Annotated in this window: 17 protein-coding genes; 14 read left to right on the top strand and 3 right to left on the bottom strand. The window is 43.1% G+C overall.

Going from position 1 to position 24,194, the window contains the following annotated elements; genetic code table 11:
• Positions 1–140 precede the first annotated feature (140 nt).
• Positions 141–575 carry a DUF3842 family protein gene (locus B9A32_RS09270; protein ID WP_084068641.1) on the bottom strand — a complete coding sequence of 145 codons (435 nt, stop codon included), beginning with the start codon at positions 573–575 and terminating at the stop codon, positions 141–143.
• A 701-nt stretch (positions 576–1,276) separates the two neighbouring features.
• On the opposite strand from B9A32_RS09270, the gene B9A32_RS09265 reads away from it, so the two are divergent.
• Both B9A32_RS09265 and B9A32_RS22325 read left to right on the top strand, forming a co-directional pair.
• Positions 1,277–2,107 carry an alpha/beta fold hydrolase gene (locus B9A32_RS09265; protein WP_084068639.1) on the top strand — a complete coding sequence of 277 codons (831 nt, stop codon included), beginning with the start codon at positions 1,277–1,279 and terminating at the stop codon, positions 2,105–2,107.
• A gap of 171 nt (positions 2,108–2,278) precedes the next feature.
• Positions 2,279–2,860, top strand: coding sequence for a TetR/AcrR family transcriptional regulator (locus B9A32_RS22325; RefSeq protein ID WP_084068637.1), 582 nt, complete (start codon positions 2,279–2,281; stop codon positions 2,858–2,860).
• A gap of 61 nt (positions 2,861–2,921) precedes the next feature.
• Here B9A32_RS22325 and B9A32_RS09255 read toward each other — a convergent pair whose 3' ends face one another.
• Complete coding sequence (locus tag B9A32_RS09255) at positions 2,922–3,335, bottom strand: PaaI family thioesterase (protein ID WP_084068634.1); 414 nt, start codon at positions 3,333–3,335, stop codon at positions 2,922–2,924.
• A 1,044-nt stretch (positions 3,336–4,379) separates the two neighbouring features.
• Between B9A32_RS09255 and B9A32_RS09250 the strand changes: the two genes are divergently transcribed.
• The 12 genes from B9A32_RS09250 to B9A32_RS09195 all read left to right on the top strand — a co-directional run bounded on the left by B9A32_RS09250 (position 4,380) and on the right by B9A32_RS09195 (position 22,588).
• Positions 4,380–5,021, top strand: a complete 642-nt coding sequence (locus B9A32_RS09250) for an acetate uptake transporter family protein (RefSeq protein WP_084068632.1) — start codon at positions 4,380–4,382, stop codon at positions 5,019–5,021.
• 405 nt (positions 5,022–5,426) lie between these two features.
• A complete protein-coding gene (locus B9A32_RS09245; protein ID WP_332308500.1) occupies positions 5,427–6,725 on the top strand; it encodes a CaiB/BaiF CoA transferase family protein in 1,299 nt (432 codons plus the stop codon).
• A 35-nt stretch (positions 6,726–6,760) separates the two neighbouring features.
• Positions 6,761–7,948, top strand: a complete 1,188-nt coding sequence (locus B9A32_RS09240) for a thiolase family protein (protein WP_084068627.1) — start codon at positions 6,761–6,763, stop codon at positions 7,946–7,948.
• Positions 7,949–8,212: 264 nt separating this feature from the next.
• Entirely contained in the window at positions 8,213–10,237 is a 2,025-nt protein-coding gene (locus tag B9A32_RS09235) for a 3-hydroxyacyl-CoA dehydrogenase/enoyl-CoA hydratase family protein (RefSeq protein ID WP_084068625.1), read from the top strand.
• A 31-nt stretch (positions 10,238–10,268) separates the two neighbouring features.
• The gene (locus B9A32_RS09230) at positions 10,269–11,393 is read left to right on the top strand and encodes a 3-hydroxyacyl-CoA dehydrogenase family protein (RefSeq protein WP_084068623.1); all 1,125 of its coding nucleotides are present in this window, start codon (positions 10,269–10,271) and stop codon (positions 11,391–11,393) included.
• Positions 11,394–11,888: 495 nt separating this feature from the next.
• The gene (locus tag B9A32_RS09225) at positions 11,889–13,703 is read left to right on the top strand and encodes an acyl-CoA dehydrogenase (RefSeq protein WP_084068621.1); all 1,815 of its coding nucleotides are present in this window, start codon (positions 11,889–11,891) and stop codon (positions 13,701–13,703) included.
• A gap of 198 nt (positions 13,704–13,901) precedes the next feature.
• A complete protein-coding gene (locus B9A32_RS09220; protein WP_084068619.1) occupies positions 13,902–15,545 on the top strand; it encodes an AMP-binding protein in 1,644 nt (547 codons plus the stop codon).
• 82 nt (positions 15,546–15,627) lie between these two features.
• On the top strand, positions 15,628–16,257 hold the full coding sequence (locus B9A32_RS09215; protein WP_084068617.1) for a TetR/AcrR family transcriptional regulator: 630 nt from the start codon (positions 15,628–15,630) through the stop codon (positions 16,255–16,257).
• A gap of 345 nt (positions 16,258–16,602) precedes the next feature.
• Positions 16,603–18,195 carry a protein adenylyltransferase SelO gene (locus B9A32_RS09210; RefSeq protein WP_084068734.1) on the top strand — a complete coding sequence of 531 codons (1,593 nt, stop codon included), beginning with the start codon at positions 16,603–16,605 and terminating at the stop codon, positions 18,193–18,195.
• A 157-nt stretch (positions 18,196–18,352) separates the two neighbouring features.
• On the top strand, positions 18,353–19,501 hold the full coding sequence (locus B9A32_RS09205) for an amidohydrolase family protein (RefSeq protein WP_084068615.1): 1,149 nt from the start codon (positions 18,353–18,355) through the stop codon (positions 19,499–19,501).
• Between the two features lie 53 nt (positions 19,502–19,554).
• A complete protein-coding gene (locus B9A32_RS09200; protein WP_232367104.1) occupies positions 19,555–20,274 on the top strand; it encodes an ATP-grasp domain-containing protein in 720 nt (239 codons plus the stop codon).
• 130 nt (positions 20,275–20,404) lie between these two features.
• On the top strand, positions 20,405–22,588 hold the full coding sequence (locus tag B9A32_RS09195; RefSeq protein WP_232367103.1) for an NAD(P)/FAD-dependent oxidoreductase: 2,184 nt from the start codon (positions 20,405–20,407) through the stop codon (positions 22,586–22,588).
• On the opposite strand, the gene B9A32_RS09190 is transcribed toward B9A32_RS09195, so the two are convergent.
• Positions 22,589–23,848 (bottom strand): oxidoreductase, encoded by a 1,260-nt coding sequence (locus B9A32_RS09190; RefSeq protein ID WP_084068610.1) that lies wholly within the window; start codon positions 23,846–23,848, stop codon positions 22,589–22,591. It lies immediately after the preceding gene.
• Positions 23,849–24,194: the final 346 nt, after the last annotated feature.

Genomic DNA, 24,194 nt, shown 5'->3' with positions numbered 1-24,194 from the left:
TTTTCCAGAGAAACTATCGGCTGTTTTTTTCTTCGTTTTTTTAATGTGTAGCGCACCAGATCCATACATCTTAGGAAAACGCTCTTTAAAGAGCAATTAAGGTTTTTTTGATTTAGATATGTCCTAATTGAAAAATTGACTTAGTTTGGTTGAAACTCATTCTCGTATATGTCAATGAGTTCATCAACAAGCTGGGGTAAAGGGGTAGAGGCCAATCCCACAATAGCCAGGTTTTCCTGGGTCAGGGGCAGCAGTATTTTTTTTGCCGGAGATTGGGCGATGGCTTCGGCCATATCCAGTGTTAATTCTCCCATCATGGCATGTGGCATAATTATTCCCACCGTTCCAATTATAAAGTCTGCTCTTTTTACTGTTTGCACTATGGCATTGATGCCCGAGGCTCCCCTGTTGGCACGGGATTTGAGCATTTGCGCTGTGGCAATTGCATTGGTTCCCAGAGCCAGCACTTCAATCTGCTCTCCAAATCTATCCTTGAGCTTACGGATAATGGTGGAGCCGATTCCCCCACCTTGGCCGTCAATTACACATATTTTAACTATTTTGTCTGATTTCATAGTCTCTTTTATAGTCGTTGTTCATGCTTAATGTCAAGGGTATGCTGCTTGATCACCGCACTATTTGCGCAATGGCTTCATTTGCTTTTTTTCTGGGCCTACTATCTGTAATAATTATCGATATAACCCACATGTCCTGGCGGACAAACCAAATATAGAAAATGGTATTATACCGCTGCCCTCCCCGAGGGGCAATGGTCCCGGACCGGAACTGTAGACAGCTCAATTGTTCGGTTCCTATTGCCCATCGGGGGGGGGCGGCTTTGCCTTATGCCTTGGATGCTGCATTGTATATAACTGCCACGGGCAGACCGTATTCTGATCCGGTTTTGCCCACAATAAAGCTTGGAATACACCCCTCATTTGCGGAGTATTTCATATAGAACGATATAAACAAATCAAGCAGATGCATCTAATCTGGTGATTTGATTTTTTTAAAAAAACAGGTTAGTGTGGCCGTTAATATGTTAAGGCGTTTCTGGGCTATTATATTAATAAAAGTCGTTACCCCTAACAAGTCATACCCAAAACAATTTTTTGAGTCTTTTACTTTACATTTTCATGGGGTGATTGCCTATTTTTCGGTGTTCGTCTTTAAAAAGTGTAAAGTATTTTTGAAGACATCTTAAGGATGCCGAAATTTGTTATCAATAAAATTCATGGATCACACGACCTTTAAGAAATAAGAGGTGTGGATATATATGGTTGATAATGCAATTAATATAGATTCTTTTTATATTTATCTAAATGAAAATCGTTTGTTTGTGAGACGATTTTACCATGAAATAGATGAAAATGAAAAAAAATTAATATTGCGGCCCGTTGTGGTAATGCTTCATGAAGCCCTTGGCTGTGTTTCTATGTTACGGGATATCCCTGAAACAATTGCCAAATTAACAGGTTGTGATGTTCTGGCATATGATCGCCTTGGCCATGGTAAATCAGATTGTTTGCCCAACTCTCATGTCCATGAACAATATATGTTTGATGAGGCCTGGAAGTTTCTTCCTAATGTACTCGATATTTGTGGTATACAGAAAGCCTTGTTGTGGGGGCACAGTGACGGTGGTACCATGGCCCTTTTATTTGCGGGGCGTTTTACTGAACGTGTAACAGGAGTAATAACTGAAGCTGCCCATGTTTTTGTGGATTTGTTGACCATTAAAGGGATTGAAACGACAATTGATGCCTGGAAAGAAACCGATTTGAAAAAAAAATTGGAAAAATACCATGGCGCAAATATTAATAAAATTTTTAATCGTTGGACAAAAGTCTGGCTTTCAGAGTCATTTTTTTCATGGAATATTGAAATGTATCTTGCAGATATCAAAGTACCTGTTTTGGTGATTCAAGGTGCGGTTGATCAATACGGTCTTCCTGAGCAGATGTATTCCATAGCAGAAAAAGTAACGGGTGATTCAAAAATGGTGTTAATTCCCCATTGTGGTCATGCCCCTCACATTCAGGCACGTAAAGTTGTTTTACAAGAGATACTTGATTTTACAAATAAATATTACCCTTTCTATTTGTAATTTAAATATTCATAGTTCGTGATTGGATTAGTGATGCAAATTTGAATTGTCACTGGGTTGAGCATATGTTAATATGTTTTTTTGAGAAAAGTTTTAAATGCATCTAATGGTGTATCTATAAACAAAGATGTCAATAACAGATAAGATAAATAATACAGAGCAGGATGAGGAATGCCAAAGCTAACAAAACGTAAACTTCAAGCCATTGAAACTAAAAATAGAATTTATGAAACCGGTGTAGAATTAATGGAATTAAAAGGTTTTGAAAATATTACCATTGATGAGATAAGTAAGAAGGCGGGAGTGTCCGTGGGTGCTTTTTATCATCATTTTAAATCCAAGGAAGACATTCTGTATAAATTATTTGAAAGTGCTGACGAGTTTATGGAAACGAAATCCATTGATACACTTGAGGGAACCACGGCAAGCATCAAAATACTCTTTTTCTTTGAATATTTGGCCAAACTTTATATCTATTACGGTATAGATATTATTAAGGCTCTATACAAAACCCAAACAAAACTTTTTCTTTGCACAACTTCAGTTCGGTTTGTCATGTTACACAATATTGTCAGTCAGGGTATTGAACAGGGAGAGATAGATCCTTCCTTTTCCGCTGAGGAAACCACTAAATTTCTTTTTACTGGAGCCAGGGGCATTGCCTTTAACTGGTGCTTGGATAACGGTAAATTTGACCTGGTTAAAGCAATGAACGAATATATACAGCGTCTGCTGACGACAATTGTTACCTAAATCAACACCCCTTGAACTCAAGACTCAGGGGGATGTCGATTTTATGAAGTTGGAAGCAAGTTTAAAAACCATCTAAAATCATCATTCTTGTTTTACATACCGCAATAAGTTTTCCATCGGGATTATGCGCCTTTCCTTCCAGTATTAATTGCGTCTTTGTATTTGAAATCAAAAAGACCTCCACAATTAATTCTTTGTCATTTGTGTCCGTGGGTCTGATGAAGGATGTGTTCAGCTCCAGAGTTGTGCAGGCTTTTTTTAGCATTTCATAAGAAAATGTTCCAAAAGTATTGTCAAAGGCTGCAGCAATCATACCCCCGAACATTTTCCTTGCCGGATTATTATATTTTTCCATTATGGGAAAAGATATTTTCATGGATTTGTTTTCACAGTATTCGATTTTTTTTCCCTGCATCTCCTTAAAGATTTCAGGGGGAATTTCAAAATTACTTTTTTTAAAACGCATCTTTTCCATTCATTTTCTCCAGTTGTTTTTTTGTTCTGCCCACCCGCATTGGGGTGCAATGTATTCATCATTTATGATTTGAAAAGCTGTTTTAAAGCTCTATCCTTCCATTATGTGATGGAGTTCAAAGGCCATTTATTTTTGATGAGATAAATAATTTGTCATTAATTGCAACGTATTGATCAATGGATTATGGATAGATAAATTATCTTTAAAATATCCTCTGGGACAGGAATAATTATTACGCAGAGTAATTACTGCGCTTCTATCAATTAAACTTTTGGACGTGTCGCCCTCCCATGCAGTTAAATTCCTGGTTGAGATCACATTTAATGGTGGCATCTCAATTCTTTGTTCAACATGGGTTAGATCTATCTGGATTTTTTAATTCGCTGATCATCTTTGTAGAGTAAGATTTAACTTGTCCAGACGAATTTGCAGTTAAATTGATTTGTTTTGATTCAGCTATAGTCTGTTTGAAAATTAGGGGATCGAAGGTGAAAAATCATGGACGTGAGGCGCAATTTTCCAAATTTTTAATGTTAAAAGTCAGAGTATGGGCTAAAAATTGAGAAAATTGGAGCTGTTGGCATGAGATTGCAGCCGATCCATCTGTTTTTAAACAGGCTCTTAACATGAAACATGATAGAAAAGAAAGCAAAATCGTCAATATCAGTATCGATTCTTAACGAATACCCGCTATAGTTTTCTTGTATCGCCCCTGCCCTGTGGTTTAAAGTGATTTTAAATTAAAGGTTTAAAATTTATTGAATCGGCGTTGTTTTTTTTCTTGACATTTAAAAAACCATAAAGTATGAATACATTCACTGAATATGTTCAGTGAATCAATTATCTATTTTCTCCAGGGTTTCATTTAACACCTGAAAATTTTTTAAGAGCAACAAAACATCAGAAATAAAAGTTCATAGAATCGGTATAAAAGTTGTCACATCATCTGTTTCGCATCGCAAAGAATAGATTGTTTGAAATATCAATTTTTTATAAAGCTTAGGGTCGAAAATTACTACTTTTAACTTTAAAAAGGAGAAAATTATGTCAACAACACAACCATCTTTTGCAAATCCACTTCCCGCCGGGCTTGGTTCCTTGGCTGTCGCATGTTTCGCTTTTGGCGCTGTGTATTTAGGAAAAGTGACCTTGGCCGGATATCCGCTGCTGGCAGCGTGGTTGATCGGAGGAGGAATTGTCCAGGTCATTACGGCCGGCATTGAATTAAAGAATAAAAATATCACGGCAGGCAATGTTTTTTTGTTTTTTTCAGCATTTTTTATGTTTAGTGCTTCTTTGAGCGTTCTTGCAAAATTCGCAATGATTCTTTTCGTAAAAAATGGCACGGTGCCTGCTGAGCTTTTTGATTTTTCAACATATAAGATTATAGAAGGATATTGTTGGATTGGTGGTGCGTCTTTTATAACGATTATTATTCCATCCTATCTGAAATCAGCACCAAGACCCCTTACATTAATGGTTGTTCTGCTTACGATTTGTTTGTGGATAATTGCTGCTCTGGATTTGCAATTGATATCAGATGCCGATAAATTCTGGCACCATTGCGTGGGGTATCTCGCCATAATTTCGGGATTTCTCGCGATATATATTGTGGGGGCGGTGTGCAATAACACTGTGTTTGAAAGGGAAGTCATGCCCCTGTTTGTTCCAGTTGTGAAAAGTTGATTTGATATAACCGCCACTGGCAGATCATAATTGTGGCTGTAATTATCAGCCACAACTAAAAACGAAACTCCCAATAATTCCAGTTGTTTGTAGTTCTATGAAAAAGAGATGGCTGGCTTGAAAGCAGCGCCATATGGAATAAATTTCGGTACTTAACATAGCGTATTCGCCGAATAAAGTAGTGTGGGGGCTTTTGAAACAATTTTGCTGCTAAATTTTTTACCTCGAAAACCACAGGAGGTTAGAGCCGGTCATGAATCCAATGAATACTTCCCTGCGATTTATCTATTTCGTAATCCGGTATTCAGAGGATCCTTTGTCAATTACTTCGCACTCAACAAATATGGCTTAGTGTTTATTACGGTAGCCTGCGGGGCAGACCATAAATAACTCAGTGAAAGGAGAATGAAAATGAATCGGTGGGAAAAATTATCCCGAATACCTGCACCACATTTTGCGCCAAAGTTTGGTCCTCTTACAGGAATGAGAGTCCTTTTGAGCGGGACAGTGGTGGCAGCACCCTTTGCAGCTCAACTACTTGCTGATTTTGGTGCCGAATTGATCCAGATCGAATTCCCAAAAATCGGTGATGCCTATCGGTATCAATCTCCACAGCTTTTCAAGGAAGACGGCGAGGGCCAAACCAGTGCGGCCTGGGCCCAGGGCGCCAGAAACCGCATGAGTTTCACATTGAATACCAATATGAGTATCCCAGAAGCCAAAGAGATCTTTTTCTGCCTGATCAAGCAGGTGGATGTCTGGCTGGAAAATATGGTGTGGTTAAAAAAACTTGGAATTGAGTTGAAAGATCTATGGGAAGTCAATCCCAAGTTGATCATCGGTCATTCAAGCGGGTTCGGCAGACCGCAGTTCGGTGGAAATGAGGAAACCTGTGACCGTCCTTCCTATGACCCCATCGGGCAGGCCGAGAGCGGTTTCATGTCCATTAACGGAGATCCGGAACCGGAGCCGCCGCGATATGCCGCTTCCTTTGTTAACGACTATCTGACCGCAACATTTCTGTTTGGAGGTATTTGCGCGGCATATATCAATGTACTGAACGGCGGCATGGGACAGGAAGTGGATATGGCGCAGGTGGAAGCCTTTGCCCGGGTGCTGGACGATCAATGGATCAGCCACATTGAAGCCGGTGTTTTGAAAAAAAGGGCTGGAAACCGGGTGCCTATTTTCCAACCGGCGTCCTTGCATCAAGCTGGCGACGGCCGTTGGTGCTTTATCGGCGCTTTTGGTAAATCGGTTTACTATCGCGCCATAGAAGGCCTGGGGTTGGATCCTGAGTATTTTAAATGGGAAGAGGCAGGAAATTCCTTTGAAGCGGTCTGGTCCGATAAAGGTAAGGAATTATACGAGGAAACAAACAAATGGTTTGCAGCGCGTCCGGCCCAGGAGGCCCAGGAGCATATGAACAAATATAAAATTCCAGTGGGGATTGTCAGAAATATAAAGGAAATCTACGAAGACCCCCATTGGCATGACAGAAAGAATTTTGTGAAATACCACGATCAAACCCTGGATCGGGAAGTTGAAGCTTTTGGATTCGTCCCCAAATTTTCCCAGACCCCGGGAAATGCATGGCGCGGAGCACCCCGCCTGGGACAGGATACATCAACAATCATGAAAGAATTACTGGGTTATAGTGAGGAAGAAGTCAATTCTCTTAAAGGAAAAAACATCATTGACTGAGTAAATTTCAGTTTAATTTGAAAAAGGAGCACATCATGTTTAAAAATGTTTTTGTACCATACAAAGGATACTGGAGTTCACCGTTTTCAAAATGGCAGGGATCTTTTCAAAATGAAAATGCTGTGGATCTGGCCGCAGCCACAACAAAGAAGTTTTTTGAATTAAGAGGATATAAAGCTGAACATTTTGATGGCATTGTTTTTGGTTCCACCATTCCCCAGCGAGAGTGGTTTTACGATGCTCCTAATTTTGCAACCCAGATTGGAAATCCTGACATCAGTGGTCCAAGAATTGCCCAGGCCTGTGCAACGTCCACCGTTTCCATGAACTATGCCGCAGGCTGCATTGAACTTGGCAGCCATAAAAATCTTCTTGTGGCCACCACAGACCGCACATCCAATTGCGCCAATCTCATATGGCCAAATCCCCAGGGCCCCGGAGGACGGCCATACTTTGAGAGCTGGATGCTTGACAGTTTTGCATGGGATCCCTGTGCCGATACCAGTCCGGTTCAGACGGCGGAAAACGTGGCCAAAGAGCATGGATTTACCCGTGAACAATCAGATGCTCTGGCAGTGAATCGCTATAATAAATATCTTGACGCCCTTGCCGATGATCGGGCATTTCAGAAAAGATATATGATTCCTGTGGAAATAAAAATTTCAAAAAAGAAAAGTATACTGGTTGAAGGCGATGAAGGCATTATGCCAAGCACCCCGGAAGGGCTTGCCCGCCTTAAAACCCAACCGGATTGTATCCTTACCTTTGGTGCCCAGACCCATCCTGCTGACGGTAATGCGGGTATGGTTGTAACCTCCAGGGAAAGAGCAAGGGATTTTTCAGCTGATAATGCTGTTGAAATTCAGATCCTTTCCTATGGCTATGCACGTACCAAAAAAGCCCACATGCCTGCGGCCCCCACCCCTGCGGCCAAAATGGCAATGGAAAATGCAGGTATCAAGGTAAGCGATCTTGCTGCCGTAAAAACCCATAACCCCTTCAGCGTCAACGATTTGGCAATGTCCAAACTGCTTGGAGTTGACGACAAGATTTTTAATAATTACGGCAGTTCCATGATTTTCGGTCATCCCCAGGGCTCCACAACCATGCGTCTTCTGGTGGAACTTATTGAGGAACTGGTGATACTCGGTGGTGGATATGGCCTGCTTGCCGGATGTGCCGCCGGTGATACCGGTGCGGCTCTTATTGTTAAAGTGAACTGATCTTTTTTGCTGCCACTTGTTATTATTCAATGACAGATTCATCCTGGATTATCGGGGCAATGGTGAATATTGTTCGGTAATTCAGGATGAAATCGTAAATATTACCTCCTGTTTAGCTAAGAACTCCCTTGAAGTTTTTTGGAAAGAGATAACTTAGGGCGTCATATTTTCCAAGTATTGTCTTGGTTAAATGGTAATCAAAAACTGCCGAGTTCCTTAAATATTTCCTTGTTTCATAGGGACTCCATAGTGAGGGAAAAATTCATGTCGGAAACCAGAAAACTTTACGATTCATATCACAACCCTTTTCTAATTGAATCCAGCAGACCCATGCCCGAAGAAATGGCAGTTATTGGCGCTGGAAATATTGGACCGGATATTGCCTATTATCTTAGAACTGCTTTGCCCCATAAAAAACTCTTTCTGGTGGATGTTGCGGAAGAGCAGCTTAAAAAAGCTGAAAAAAGATTTCAAGGGTATGCTCAAAAAGGTGTTGATCGAAGGCTTATGACCAGGGAAAAAGCAGATGTGATCCTTGGTAATATTGTTTATACAAATGATTATGAAAAACTTTCCAATTGCCAATTGATCATAGAAGCTGCCACGGAAAACCTTGATCTTAAAAAAAAGATTTTTGATACCCTTGAGGGAATTGTCTCCCCAGAAACCATCCTGACCTCCAATACAAGCTCCATACCCGCAGACCAGATATTCAAAACTCTTAAACATCCGGAAAGAAGCACAGTCACCCATTTTTTTTCTCCGGCATGGCGAAGCATGGCTGTGGAAGTTATTAACTGGGAGGGGGCAGATCGCGATGTCCTTGATCATCTGCTCTGGTTTTTTGCCGGCACAGGTAAGGTTCCGGTTGTCACAGACAATGTTTTCTCCTTTATGCTGAATCGTATATTTGAAAATTGGAGCAGTGAAGCCACTTATCTTCTGGACCGTGCCACCAGTTTTCAGGTGGATTCGGTGACAGAGGAATTTGTGGGAGCCGGTCCTTTTTTTGTATTGAACATGACAGGGGGCAATCCCCTGACCTACGAATCCCAGGTGCGAAGAACCGCTGAACGCGCAGCCTATGTCCCATCGCCCCTCCTGCGTTCTGTGGGACAGTGGAATACGGCAAAACCCGGTACAAAAACAGATGTCCCGTCGGATCTTAAATCCTGGATTCGTGACCGGATGATGGGCATGGTTTTTTCCCAGTGCTTTGACATCGCCGATAGAAATATCGGAACAAAATCAGACCTCAATCTGGGCAGTCTCATGGCCCTTGGTTTTAAAAGAGGGGTTTTTGATATCATGGCAGATATGGGTGAAAAAGAGGTGGCACGCATTGCCGATGCCTTTGAAAAAGAACGTCCCGGGTTTCCCCGGCCAAAAACCGACATTGCCCAATATCTGGATTTTTACCGTGATATCCTGGTTGACGATAAAGATGGTGTGAGAATCATCACAATCAGAAGACCCCAGGCGGTCAATGCTCTGGGAATCGGCACATGTGACGAAATTTTAAAAGAACTTAAAAAAGGAACGGATGATCCTTCAGTAAAAGGATTCATCATCACCGGTTACGGTAACAAAGCCTTTTGTGCCGGTGCTGATATTGGCGGCTTCATCGCTACATTTGATAATAAAGATGCGGGCGTGGCCCTTGCCAGGGGCAATTCCAAGGTGCTTCATTTCATGGATAAAATGGAAAAACCGGTGGTGGCGGCCATAAACGGCCTTGCCATGGGTGGCGGTGTGGAACTTGCCATTCGCTGCCACAGCCTGGTGGCGGACAAGAAAGCCTTTTTTCAGTTACCGGAAATCACCCTGGGAATTCTGCCCGGTATGGGTGGCGCCGTGATTCCCTATAGAAAATGGCCCCATGCCGCAGAAAAATTTAATGCCATGATCGGTCAGGCCAGGAGATTGAGCGTTGATGAAGCAAAAGCAATAGGAATGGTGCAGCAGATCACCAGTGGCTACTCTGAAACCATAGCAGCTGCCATTGCCGAAGTAAATCGTCTCCAGGGGGCAATTCCCCGTATCAGCGATGCCCCTGTTTCCATTCCTGAATTTATTGTTTCGGAAAAACCCATGGCCGGAAAATTGCTTTTAAGCAAACAAGCGCTGGGCATTGTGGCCGGAGTTATTAATGAGGCATCGGCTTGTGACAGTTTGGAAGCTGCCCTGGAAATTAATTACCAGGGTTCCGGGGATATGTCATGCATTGACGCATCCAAAGAAGGGGTAAATGCTTTTTTGCAAAAAAGAAAGCCTGAATTTGTCAAATAAAAAATAAATATTTTTTTAAGGAGAATTTGAAATGACGGAAATTAAAACGATAGGTGTTGTGGGATTTGGTGTAATGGGCGCAGCCATTGGTCTTAATGCAGCATCTTCAGGTTATAAGGTTATTTATAAGGAACTCAACGATGAACTGGTAAAATCCATGTACGATCAATGGGTCCTTAAATCCTTAAATAAAAGGGTTGCAAAGGGTAAAATGACCCAGGAAGATATGGATGCCGTTACCCAGAATATTTCAGGCACAAGTAATTACAACGATCTTGCACCATGTGACCTTGTCATTGAAGCTGCAGTGGAAAGTATGGATCTTAAAAAGCAGATTTTCAAAGATCTGGATGCAGCCTGCCGAAAAGACACCATTTTGGTGAGCAACACCTCCACATTTTTAATTGAAAAATTAATGGAAGGCATTTCCAATCCCGGCAGAACCGCAGGCCTGCATTATTTTTTTCCTGCCAATATCAACAAGCTTGTGGAGGTTATCAGGCAAAAAGCAACCAGTGACGATACCTATAACGCCCTCATGGCATTTGCGGAAAAGAATCGAAAGGTGCCCATTACCGTGAAAGATTTTCCCGGTTTTGCCATCAATCCGGTATTCATATCAAGTTACATGATTCTTGATGCCTTCCAGGGAGATCAATACAATTGCGCAACCCTGGAAGATATTTCTCAAAAAGCCCTTGGATTACGATTTGGCATCATGTGGGTTCAAAATGGATCAGGACTTGGCACCTGTTACCATGCAGCAGGTTCCATGGTTGAGTATCTTGGTGATTCTGACACCGGTTATCCCGCCCTGCCTGCATCCCTGGCCACACAGTTCAACAGCAAGCAGCCCTGGAATCTGGAAGATGGTCCCGTTCTGGAAGATCCGGAAAAAAGACAAGCAGTACAGGATCGTCTGCTGGGCGGTATTTTTGCCATTTCCACTCATCTTGTTGAAAAAGATGTGGTTTCTGTAAAGGATTTTGAACTGGGAATTCGTACCTCCCTTGCCTGGCCCAAAGGACCCTTTACCCTGATGAATGAGTTGGGCATGGAAGAGACCAAACGTCTTGTGAACATTGCCGTTGCCTCTGGGGATTTCAAGGTGCCTGAGAAATTTAATTCAGATAAAATCTCTTCTTGGGAGATCTGATAAATTTTTTATAACTGCCATGGGCAGATCATATTGGGGTTTGGCCTGCCACAACGAAAAATAAAACTCTAATTATTACAATCCTTTGGCTGGATTTTCAGTAAGTTCTCAATAACCCGGGGTTATACAACCTGTTTAGCCTTTAAAACACTGGGTGATATTCAAAGCAGATCTCTAAATACCCGAACTTTTTGAGAACTTACGATTTTCATATAAACGGGCATGTCCTGGTGGACACAACGAATATTGAAAATGGTATTATACCGCCCCCCCGACGGGTAATGGTCCCGGCCCGGAACTGTAGACAGCTCGATTGGCCGGTTCCTATTACCCCTCGGGGGGGCTCTGCTGAGGGTAGTTGGAGTTCCCCCTTTTTATATAAAAAAATTGTCACGGGCAAAGCTTCACCACAGATACCTGCTCCCCGGTTCAAGTGATTTAAGTCAAAACCAAACTTGTATTTTAAAAAGATACTGAGCATAGGAAGGAATATTTATGGCACAGTTAATAGCAGATAGAAGGGATATTGAATTTGTTCTTCATGAACAATTGCAATTGGATTATTTGAGTAAATATGAAGAATTCGAAGAATTTGACAAAAAAACAATTAACCTGATCCTGTCCGAGGCGCGCAATCTTGCCATTAAAGAGATGCTGCCCACGTTGAAAGTCAGTGATGAAGAGGGTTGCAGGCTTGAAAAAGGTGAGGTCAAGGTTCCGGAATGTTTTCATAAAGTTTATAAGCTTTTCAGGGAAGGGGAGTGGATCGCCATGTATGACGATCCTGAGTGGGGCGGCCAGGGCATGCCCATGACATTGTCCCTTGCTGTGAATAGTTATTTTTATGGTGCAAACTTCCCCTTTATGATGGCCATCATTCTTGTTCACGGTGCAGCCAAACTCATTGAACATTACGGTACAGATGCCCAGAAAAATCTTTTTCTGGAAAAGATGTATAGCGGCCAATGGGGAGGCTCCATGCTTCTGACTGAGTCTGAAGCCGGATCAGATGTTGGGGCACTTACCACCAAAGCGGTTAAAAATGATGATGGTACCTATTCCATCACCGGAAATAAAATTTTTATTTCAAGTGGTGACAGTGACTTGACGGAAAACATTATTCATCCGGTTCTGGCCCGCATTGAAGGTGCACCCGAAGGCACCGCCGGTATATCTTTATTCATTGTTCCCAAGATCTGGGTAAATGAAGATGGAACCCTTGGGGAACCCAATGACATTGTATGCACCGGTCTTGAAGAAAAAATGGGGCTTCATGGAAGTCCCACCTGCTCCATGGCCCTTGGAAGTAAAGGCATGTGCAAAGGGGTTTTGCTGGGTCAGGAAAACAAAGGAATGCGTGCCATGTTCGTGATGATGAATGAGGCACGTCTGGATGTGGGTTTACAGGGGCTTGGCTGTGCATCCACCTCATTTATGAATGCATTGAACTATGCAAAAGAACGTGTTCAGGGAAAACCTCTTCTTGCCTCGGCAAAAGATGCACCTGCGGTTCCCATTATTCAACATCCTGATGTTAAACGCATGCTGCTGACCATGAAATCCTATACAGAAGGAATGCGGAGTCTTTTATATTTTATTGCTTTTTGCGAAGACCGTATTCATCTGAGCAATGATGCCGATGAGAAATCAATGTATCAGGGATACATTGATCTTTTGATCCCCGTTGCAAAGGGATATGTAACGGACAGAGCCTTTGAAATGTGTGCCCATGGGGTGCAGATATATGGCGGATATGGGTATACAAAAGAGTATCTCCAGGAACAACTCCTGCGAGACTCAAAAATTACCCAGATATATGAAGGAACAAACGGAATTCAGGCCATGGATCTTCTTGGAAGAAAATTGCACCTGGGTAAAGGAGAAGTATTTAAGGGGCTTATAAGTAAAATAAAGGAAATTATTGAAACGGCTAAGGCTCATAAAGTGCTTAATGATTTATCCCAGGAAATGCAAAAGACCATTCTGAAGTTGGAAAAGACCATTGGGCACATTGGTGCCATGAGCAGATCCGATAAAGCACTTACAGCCTTTGCACATGCTTATTCCTTTCTGGATGTTACAGGTGATGTCGTGATGGCCTGGATGCTGTTGTGGCGGGCAAACATTGCCGTTGAAAAGTTGGAAAACGGTACAAAACGAAAAGATACAGATTTTTATACCGGACAAATACGCAGTGCCCAGTTTTTTATTAATTCCGTACTTCCGGTGTCCCGGGGAAAAATGGACGTCATTCTCTCAAGCGATGATGCAGCCATACAAATTTCTGAAAATTCCTTTGGAGGTCTTTAACTCTTCTGTGTTTATTAAAAAACGAAGAGCATATGGATGAGGAGAAATGAACGAGGCAAAAAGTATCTCCTTGTGTGTTTGACGATGCCCCGGGCAAAACGACAGAAATTTCAATGACCCGAGTTTGACCTGTCAAAGTGCTGTCAATACCGAAATTTGATTTAAATAAAATATATTCATGCAAAAGGATATTACTCCATGCAGCTACCCCGGTATGATAAAAATAGCGTCAATATTGGGCAATTGCTTGATATTGTTGCGGATCAATTTGGCGACAGACCCTTTTTGAATTATCAAGAATCAAATGTAAATCAGACTTATGGACAAGTTCAAAAAATATCCAATGATGCTGCAAAGGGATTCATGTCATTGGGAATTAAAAAAGGCGATCATGTTGCCGTGTGGGCCAACAATATTCCTGAATGGATATATGCCAAATTCGCCATTGCCAAAGCAGGAGGCGTTGTTGTAACCGTTAACACGAGCCTTAGATGTTTTGAAATGGAGTATCTCGTAAGGCAATCGGATGCAACAACCCTTGTCATGGTTGGTGGGGTAAGGGAGGATGATGAATATCTTAAAATCATAGAAAATCTCTGTCCGGAGTTAAAAACAAGTTCACCCGGCAAATTAAATTCTCGTCTTTTTCCCAGGTTAAAAAATATTGTTCTTTTGGATAATGAAGATTACCCTGGAATGGTTACGTGGAAAAAGCTGATCCGGCAGGGTGGGCAGATAAAGGATGAAGCGTTAAAAATACGTCAAGATTCAGTTTTCCCGGAAGATGTTGTAAACATCCTTTATACATCCGGGACCACAGGATCACCCAAAGGGGTTATGCTGTCGCACAAAAATATTATTGGCAATGCCCACAGCCTTGCCGATAACCTGGAGTTATCAAACAGTGACAGGGTGTGTGTGCCGGTTCCGTTTTTTCATTGTTTCGGATGTGTGGCCGGTATTCTAACCAGTTTGGTATCTGGATCAACCTTGTGTCCCATTCCCTCTTTTTCTCCCCGGGAGGTTCTGGAAACGGTACAAGAACTGCAATGCACTGTCCTGCATGGCGTTTCAACCATGTTTCTTGCAGAAATAGAGGCCATGACAACGAAAAAGTATGACACAAGCAGTCTTAGAACCGGCATTATTGCAGGTGCCACAGTTACTCCGAATTTAATGCAGCAGATTGAGACGCTGATGGGTATTCCTGAGCTAAGTATCGCCTATGGCCAGACAGAGAGTTCACCTGCAATTACCGCCACAAATCGGAAGGATTCCATTGAAAAACGTTTTGAAACTGTGGGGCGTCCCCTGCCCGGTGTGGAAGTCAAGGTTGTAAAGCCATCTGGTGGCGAAGTTCCAAGTGGTTCACAGGGAGAATTGTGTGTGCGGGGGGATAATGTAATGAAGGGATATTATAAAAAGCCCGAAGCCACCCGAACAGCAATTGACGATTCAGGGTGGCTGCATACCGGAGATCTGGGCCGATTGGATGAACAGGGGTATTGTATCATCACCGGCAGAGTAAAAGAGGTTATTATAAGAGGAGGGGAGAATATATATCCGGTTGAGATTGAAACCTTTCTTTTGACCCATCCTGATATCATGGATGTCCATGTTGTGGGTGTTCCTGATGAAAAATATGGAGAACAAGTGCATGCATTTGTTAAACTGCCCCCACATAAATTTATTTCGGAAAAAGAGTTAAAAGCTTATTGCAAAAATAAAATAGCTTTCCATAAAATTCCAACCCGCTTTGTTTTTACCAGGGAGTACCCGACAACCGCCAGTGGTAAAGTACAAAAATTTAAACTGGTTGAACAGATTTTAGGGGAAATGTAATAAAATTAATTTAAGGGAGAGCTTCCCACCGCTGTTTCCCAAGTAGATTTTGGGAGCATCCTTAAAATAGAAAGAGCTATTCATGGGTATAACTGAACGTAAACATCAGGGAAAACGAAACAGCAGACAAGCGATAATTAAAGCGGCACGAAAAGTGTTTTCGCAAAAAGGGTTTAACCGCGCGACGGTGGAGGAGATCACTTCCCAGGCAAAGTTGAGTCCAGGCACGCTTTATTTGCATTTTAAAAACAAGGAAGAGCTTTATACCTTTTTGTCCATTGCCGTTTTGAAACGATTTTCATCAAAGATTAAAGATATTGTAGGTTGTGCAATTCCGGTGGAGGAAAAAACAGAGCGTTATTTTGATCTCTTTATGGATGTTTATGATCATGATCCCAATATCCTGATTAATCTTTTCCATCTCCAATCAGGAGAGGCCCTGCATCATCTTTCCGATGAAGTCATGCAACAGCTGAAAAAATATTCAGCGTTGGCCTATGGTTCAGTTGTCTCTACTATTAAGGAGGGGATTGAGGCCGGGGTGTATATAAATGAATGCCCCATGGCCCTGGCGGATATTGTTTGGGGATCCTATGCCGGAGTGGTGCTTTGGGTGAACTCCAAACACTTGTTAAATGATCAAAAGGATTTTGTAAAATCAACATTAAAGATTGCGTTTAGAATTATTTTACAGGGAATGAAAAGAAAATAAATCGCAATGTAACAGTCCAGATTCTAATTCAGTATTAGAATTGTTATCCGTATTAAGGCACAGTCAAAAAGATCAAATTTTTAAAAAACTTGCCACGATGTAAAAGAGGCCTATAATAGATGTATATATCTATTATAGGCCTTAATCATTTAGTTGCATAGGCGATGACACACCAAGCAACTTAAAAAGTCATGCCTGATTTTAATGGGATTTGGAGAGGAAATCATATAACCGCCACGGGCGGACCTTATTTTGACCCGGTTCCGCCCACAACAAAACTTGAAATATACCCCCGGTTTGCGGATTATTTCATATAAAAAAAATGGGAAAAGAGGCCGCGAAGATATGAATACCTTGACCTTTGATAACAGTTTTGTCCGGGAATTACCGGGAGATGCGCTCACCCACCGTCAGCCACGCCGGGTAACCGGTGCCTGCTATTCCCGGGTACCCCCCGTATCTGTGTCTGTCCCCGGCCTTGTGGTCCACTCCCGGGAGGCGGCTGCCCTTATTGGTCTGTCCGAATCTGATTGCCTTACGCCTCAATTTACCCGGGTGTTTTCCGGTAATGAACAACTTTTGGGTATGGACCCCTTTGCCATGTGTTATGGGGGACATCAGTTTGGCAACTGGGTAGGGCAGTTGGGGGATGGCCGGGCCATTAATCTGGGGGAGGTGATCAACCGGCAGGGCCATAGATGGGTGTTGCAGCTTAAAGGGGCCGGGCTGACCCCTTATTCGCGCACCGCCGATGGACTGGCTGTGCTTCGATCCTCCATCCGGGAATTTTTGTGCAGTGAGGCCATGTTTCATCTGGGGGTTCCCACCACCCGGGCATTGAGTCTTGTCACCACCGGGGAGCAGGTGGTGCGGGATATGTTTTATGACGGACATCCCAAAGAGGAACCAGGGGCTGTGGTGTGCCGCATGGCGCCATCCTTTATCCGATTTGGTAATTTTCAGATTTTGGCGGTGCGTAATGAATTGGCGTTACTGCAACAACTGGTGGATTACACCATTAAAACAGATTTTCCCCATTTGGGTATCCCCTCAAAGGAGACCTATCTTCAATGGATACGGCAGGTGTGCCGCACCACCGCAGAAATGGTGATTCACTGGATGCGGGTGGGATTTGTCCATGGGGTGATGAACACCGATAACATGTCCATCCTGGGGTTGACCATTGATTATGGGCCCTATGGCTGGCTGGAAAACTATGATCCTGCCTGGACCCCCAACACAACTGATGCTTCGGGACGGCGCTATTGTTTTGGTAATCAGTCCGGCATTGCCCATTGGAATCTGGTTCAACTTGCCAATGCCATCTATCCCCTTATCGGGGAGGTTGAACCGCTCCAGGAATCCATGGATGTTTATGTAGATGTTTACACCCACGGCTGGCAGCAGATGATGGCCCGGAAGCTTGGCTTTGAAAAATATGAAAAAGAGACGGATGAAGATTTGATCTCTGATCTTCTGGATCTTTTGCCCCTGGTGGAGACGGATATGACCCTTTTTTTCCGGAACCTTGCAGTGGTGAATATACCTGATGGGGCAGAATTTTCCGGCAGGGATGATACTTCCATGGCACCGCTTATGGAGGCGTATTATACTCCGGAAGAACTCACCCCGGCCTACAAAGAGAAAATGATTGCCTGGTTGAAGCGTTATGGTGTAAGGCTTACAAAGGACGGTATCCCTTCTGATAAAAGGCGGGAAGCCATGAACCGGGTCAATCCCAAATATGTTCTTCGCAATTATCTTGCCCAATTGGCCATTGATAAGGCCGAGGCCGGGGAGCATGGCATGGTAAAGGAGCTTTTGGAGGTGATGCGTCATCCCTATGATGAACAGCCGGAAAAAGAACACTTTGCTGAAAAAAGACCGGAGTGGGCCCGGAACAGAGCGGGGTGTTCCATGCTTTCCTGTAGCTCGTAAGTCAACCGCCTCTCCTGAATCAGAGATTCAGAATGGGCTTGTAAAGGCCCAAGTTGACTATCCTAAGTCTTAACTGACTAATGTGGATACCTTTATGTAATCGCCAGTCCAAAGCTCTATCGTGGTTCTGTAAAAGCTCTGTGAGGTAGGAAATGATATGACAAAAATTGAATATATTCGTTGCAAACAAATTATCACCGGTAATCCATGCCAAGAGCCCATTGATAATGGATGTATTGTCCATGACGGCCATGTCATCCATGGGGTGGGAACCTATTCTCAATTTAAAAATGCCTGTTCCGGAGAGGTGACAGACCTGGGAAGCGTGACCATTGTGCCAGGGCTTGTCAATGCCCATTGTCATCTGGAGTTATCAAAACTTAAAGGTAAAACCGTATCCGGTGAGGGTTTTATTCCCTGGCTTTTGAGTATGATGGCCCATAACTACAGGGAAATTGATTTTATTGCCGTTGAACAGGCTGTAATTGCGGCAAGGGACCAAGGGGTTTGCTGTTACGGCGATATAGTAACACCCCAGAATGGAAAAATAATTGATATTTTGACAAACCTGGGAATTTATCATACCTGTTTTTTTGAAGCCTTTGGTTTTTTACCTGCCGTTTCCCAGGCTGGAATCTTTCCCCATGGGAAAACAGATCTGGGGGCCGTTGCAGGGGCCGGGCATGCCCTTCACACCACCCATCCGGCCATGCTCAAAGAGATCAAACGCAAGGACAGTAAAATGGGGCTTCCATTTTCCATACATATGGCTGAGCATGAAGATGAAATCGGCATGCTCATGGGAGAAAAAAACAGCTTTTATAAATTGCTGGAACAAAACAATTTGCTGGGACAATATGTTCCACCCATGAAGACCCCCATTGAGCATGGACGGGACCTTGGATTGCTGGACAGCACCACCCTGGCAGTGCATTGTGTCAAGGTGTCGGACAAAGACATTGAAACACTTGCAAACACTGCTACCAATGTATGCCTGTGCCCCCGGAGCAATGAGTTCATTGGGGTGGGCCGGGCCCCCTGGGAAAAATTTCTGGATGCCGGTATCCGGGTCTGTCTGGGCACAGACAGCATTGCATCCAACCATGATCTCAATTTATGGAATGAATTATCTTACTTTCTTAAACGAATTGAGCAGTCTGTTTCCATTTCAGAGGCCATCTCGCTGATTACTCTTAATCCTGCCCGGGCGCTTTTGATGGATCATAAACTGGGCTCCCTTGAAAAGGGGAAAATTTTTTCTTATGCTGTTATGCCCGAATCCATAATAAAAGGGGAAAAATTATAAAATTTTCAATTGCCATAGGTGTCAGATTATCCCATTGCCCCCAGGTTCGAACGGTGGGTTTTAAGCCGAATTTTTCCGATTACTCTCCCCTGGATCAAGATGTCATTTTAAAAGCACCTCGGATCTATTATCCCACCTCGTTTTATGCTGATCTGTTTCACACCATGGGTAAAGAGACTTTTCCAAACTTTCACACCTATAAATTTGCCCAGGATAAAATTCGACAAACAGTCATCTTTCAGATGATGGGGCTTCCCCATCCCCGGACTTACATATTTTTTGGAAAACAGCAGAAAAAACAGATTTTAGATTTTTTCCAATACCCTTTTGTGGCAAAAAAAGCCCGGGGATCTTCCCGGGGCCGCCACGTTTACCTCATCCGGAACCGTGACGATTTGACAAAATACCTTTTCCGGGGCGGACCTGCTTATATACAAAATTATATTCCCATTGACAGGGATATAAGGGTGGTCATCATTGGAAAGCAGGTTGTGCTTTCTTATTGGCGGGTGCTGGGAGTTGATCCTTTTCGCACCAATGTGTTCCAGGGCGGTCATATCTCCTTTAACCCGGTGCCCCAAGAGGCCCTGGAGCTGGCGCTGAAAACCGCCTCTCTATGTGGATGGGACGATGTGGGGATCGACATCGTAGAAAAGGATGGGCAATTTTATGTGCTGGAAGCCAATATGAAATATGGGATCAAAGGATTTGCAAAGGCTGGGATAAATTATAAAAAATTGCTGTGTGATCTTCTCAATGCCGGTAAAATATAAGATAGCTCAAATGCTGCTTAGGCCTTGTTTTATATAAAAAAATCGTGCAAGCCACTGGTTTTTCAAACTTTGTTTTGGGGGGAACGATATCAGAATACGGTCTGCCCGTGGGAGTTATGGGAGAAATAAAATGATAAATAAACAGCTTGAGAAACCTTTGCAACTTAAAGATGGAGCCAGAATTTTTATCCTGGGCGGCGGTCCTGCCGGAGCTTTTTTGGGGATACATTTACTCAAGGAGGCAAAAAAAAACAATCTGGATATCTATGTTACCATAGTTGATAAAAATCTGGTCCTTGACCAGGATGGCACTGTCCGAAAGTTCAATGGGTGTAATTTTTGTGCCGGAGTCCTGTCCCCCCGATTACTGGAAGAGCTGACACAATGCGGCATCATTCTGCCCCGGGAAATGGTGGCAGAAAGTTTTTCCCACATTTGGATACATGGTTTTTGGAAAAATTTCCCTTTAAAAGTGCCTGTGGGCCAACGTCTTGTGTCAGTATTCAGGGGAAATTTACCCCCCGGACGACAAAAACTGCACCCCAATTTTCCCCGGGGATTTGACGCATTTCTATTACAAAGGGCCGTTGATGAAGGGGCAACACTTATTGCCGGAGAAGTTCTGAATATTAAATATTTCTATCCTTCTCTTTATAGACCACAAAATTTTCCTGTAAACAAAGAGATGGTAACCCCCTGTCTGAGCATAAAACCGCATGTGGGGAATAGTTTTTCAGTTGAATCTGATTTTGTTGGTATCTGCCCCGGCGTTAACCACAATCAAAACCACAAAGAAAATTTGTTTTGGAAATCATATCAGCGGCTCAATCCCCTGTTCACACCACCGGTGACAAAACGTGCACTTGTTTTTGAATTAAAACCGGGTAAAAATTATTTAAAAAAATATATGCACAGGGAAATCTATATCATCATATCAGGTGGTGGAGAGTTGAAACTTGATCACGTTGCCCTGGTACCTAAGGGTGACTACCTTACTGTTGCCCTCACCGGAAAGAGTGTTGATAAAACCTTATCTTCTGAGGATATCAATGGGATTATCCATGGATTTCTTTCCTTACCCCATGTTCAAACGATTTTACCCGGTCTTGATACAATCCATAAAATTTCGAAATGTGGGGATACAACGCAATGTCAAAACGCTTTCTCCATTGACAATGCTGTTGTCAATGAAAGTACACTCGCTTACGCTGCCCGGAAATTTCCTGTGACCTGTAGATGTGCGCCACGCATGGCCGTAACACCTGCCAAAGAAGCATTTTGTGATAAAATCGCCATGGCTGGAGATTCCCTGGGAGCACGCCTTTACAGAGATGGTCTCTTTTCTGCCTTTATAAGCGCCCGGTCACTTGCTCAGACAGTTATTCATAAAGGTGTGGATAAAAAAAGTCTTGCCCAGGGATGTGGGTGGGTTTTAAAGTGGCTTGAAAAGGACAATCACCATGGTAAACGGGTGATGGGGGTGACCCAGATGGCTCTCTCTTCCACTCTTTTGAGTCGAATTTTATATCAAACCTTTGCCACAGAGATGAAATTCAAAGAAAAAACTAAATGGCCCCTGGGAGCGGTTTTATGGAAGGTGGGCAGTGGTGCTGCAGATTATGGGGAGGTTTGCAGGAATATTGTTTCCCCTGCTGTTTTTTCTTCAATTTTGAGGGGAATATATAAAACATGTCGAAATATTTTAACGGAAATTTTTTTTGATTTGAATTGGGATGATCAGGGTCGATATCCAACGGTGATTATTAAGGAAAAACGTGATTATTTTAAAAAATCCATTGCCGGGCATTTAGGGATAGACCTGGACCCACACCCTGAAATGGAACGAATGTATGCTATTAAAATCAGGGCCGATGCCAGCGCAATTTTTCAGGAGCTTGGCAAATTTGGAACCATCCAGAGCAAGTTTCTCAAACTTCGATTTGTGGATGTGAAAAATGTGTCTGGCACACCCCTTCGGGAAGGCGCGGTTGTTCAATATCGTTTAAAAGGGTTACCCATTTCCATGGATATCCAACTGATTAAAGTTCTTCCGGAAAGGGTGTTGTTCTATGAGCCAGCAGAGCTTTTTACAAAACAGGGAAAATTAATTTTTGATATCACCCCGACAAGGGATGGAAACAATCGACTGGTAATCTATACTGCCTTTGATTTTCAAAAGGGTAGGACCTGGCCGGGTAGAATTTTCTGGACACTGTTTAAACATTTGTTTCCAGATTATGCCCATGATGTGGTATGGAATCATGCCATCTGCACCATAAAAGGGGAAGCAGAAAAATGCGTAAACAACCTCTGATTATTTCCTGTTCCGGGTCAGCATCTTGTGTTCAAGTACTGTTTTTTCCTGGTATGATTTAGGCCATAGTCGACAATTAAACCCCTTTTCCAGGATGACCCTTTTTAAACACTGGTTGCAATTGGTGCACCGGATGATTTTTTCGCAGGACGTTTTCGCCTTTACCACCCATTCAGGGTCTGTGCGAAGAGAACGTCCCAGACCGATGAGATCGGACGTTCCCTGGCGGATAAGTGCCTCGGCCTGGGAGGGAGTGGTTATTCTTCCAGAAATGATGGTTGGAATGTTAACCTTGGCCGTTAGCTTTTTTACATCGGCATCAAGATATATTGGCTTATCCATCTTTTTTAAAATTTCAGGCGAGAGGATAGAGTTGTAAGTACCCACCGAGGCAGAAAGATAGGCAACACCCTCATTTTCCAAAAGGCTTGCAAAAGCCAACGCTTCTGGCAAATTAATGCCATCCGGCACCCATTCCCGGAGGATGAGCCGGAATCCCACTGGAAAATTTTCAGGCAACCTTTTTTTAACGCTTTTAACCACCTCCAGGGGAAATGCCACTCGACCTTGAAAATTGCCCCCAAAGCCTGAGTCAGATTTTAGTTTGTTGGTAAACAATGAAAGATACTGGCATAAAAGATATCCATTTGCCCCATGAAGTTCCACCATGTCAAATCCGGCTTCATAGGCTCTTACGGCAGCATTGGCAAAATCGTTCATTACCCTTTCCCTGTCTTCGGCGGTCATGGCATGTCTCCAGTTTGCTATTTGACGAATAAAGGCGCGTGTGAGTTTAAAGCGTTTTTCAAAGGGGAAGAAATGCAGGAAATATTTTAAAGATTCCATGTTAAAAAAAAGGTTTGTACTGATGATGGGGGAGGGGAGCAGAGGACGTTTTGTCTTTGCAAATCGACCGGCATGGTTTAATTGAAGACAGGCAATGGCACCATTTTGTTTGATTTTTTCGGCCAGTCGGGTCAATCCTGGGAGCAATTCATCCCGATCCGCCATTAGATTGAATCTGGAGACCGCGCCATCATGGGAAACTGCGGCATTGGCAACAACCACCATGCCAACTCCTGATGCTGCCAATCGGGAATATAACGCTTCCATCCATGGGCTGGGATTCCCATTGGTTTGGGCAAACCCTGTATGCACCGGCAGAGCCACCAGGCGATTTGCCATGTGGTATCCCCCCACTGTTATCGGGCTGAAAAGATAGGGATAGCTAAATTTATTTTTTTTGTTGTTTTGTTTCATGTATGAGTTTCCCAGCTTCTTTCTTTCTCTTCCTTAAAAATCAGTTGGGACGATGTTTGCTTACCGCATGGGTCAGCCTGGGTGATTCGAATTCAGGGTATTGTCATTGTTAAACCAATAATACCATAAGGCTGATATCTTTCACAAGTAGACGATGGTGGGATTGGGATTGGCAGTGGTTTTAATTTTGTAATAGCCATGATAAAAGGATGACTTATCTACTCAACTTTCGGGCTTCATTTCAAAGCTGGCATTTTTAAATGTACCGATGGGCTCAGTGTACCGACGGGGTCAGGCTTTTGTTATTGATGTTATCGACCAAGGCCTTTGCCAACGAAAAAAGCCT

The organism is Desulfocicer vacuolatum DSM 3385 (assembly GCF_900176365.1).
In the GTDB taxonomy this organism is placed as follows: domain Bacteria; phylum Desulfobacterota; class Desulfobacteria; order Desulfobacterales; family Desulfobacteraceae; genus Desulfocicer; species Desulfocicer vacuolatum.
This window is presented reverse-complemented; position numbering and strand designations above follow the sequence as displayed.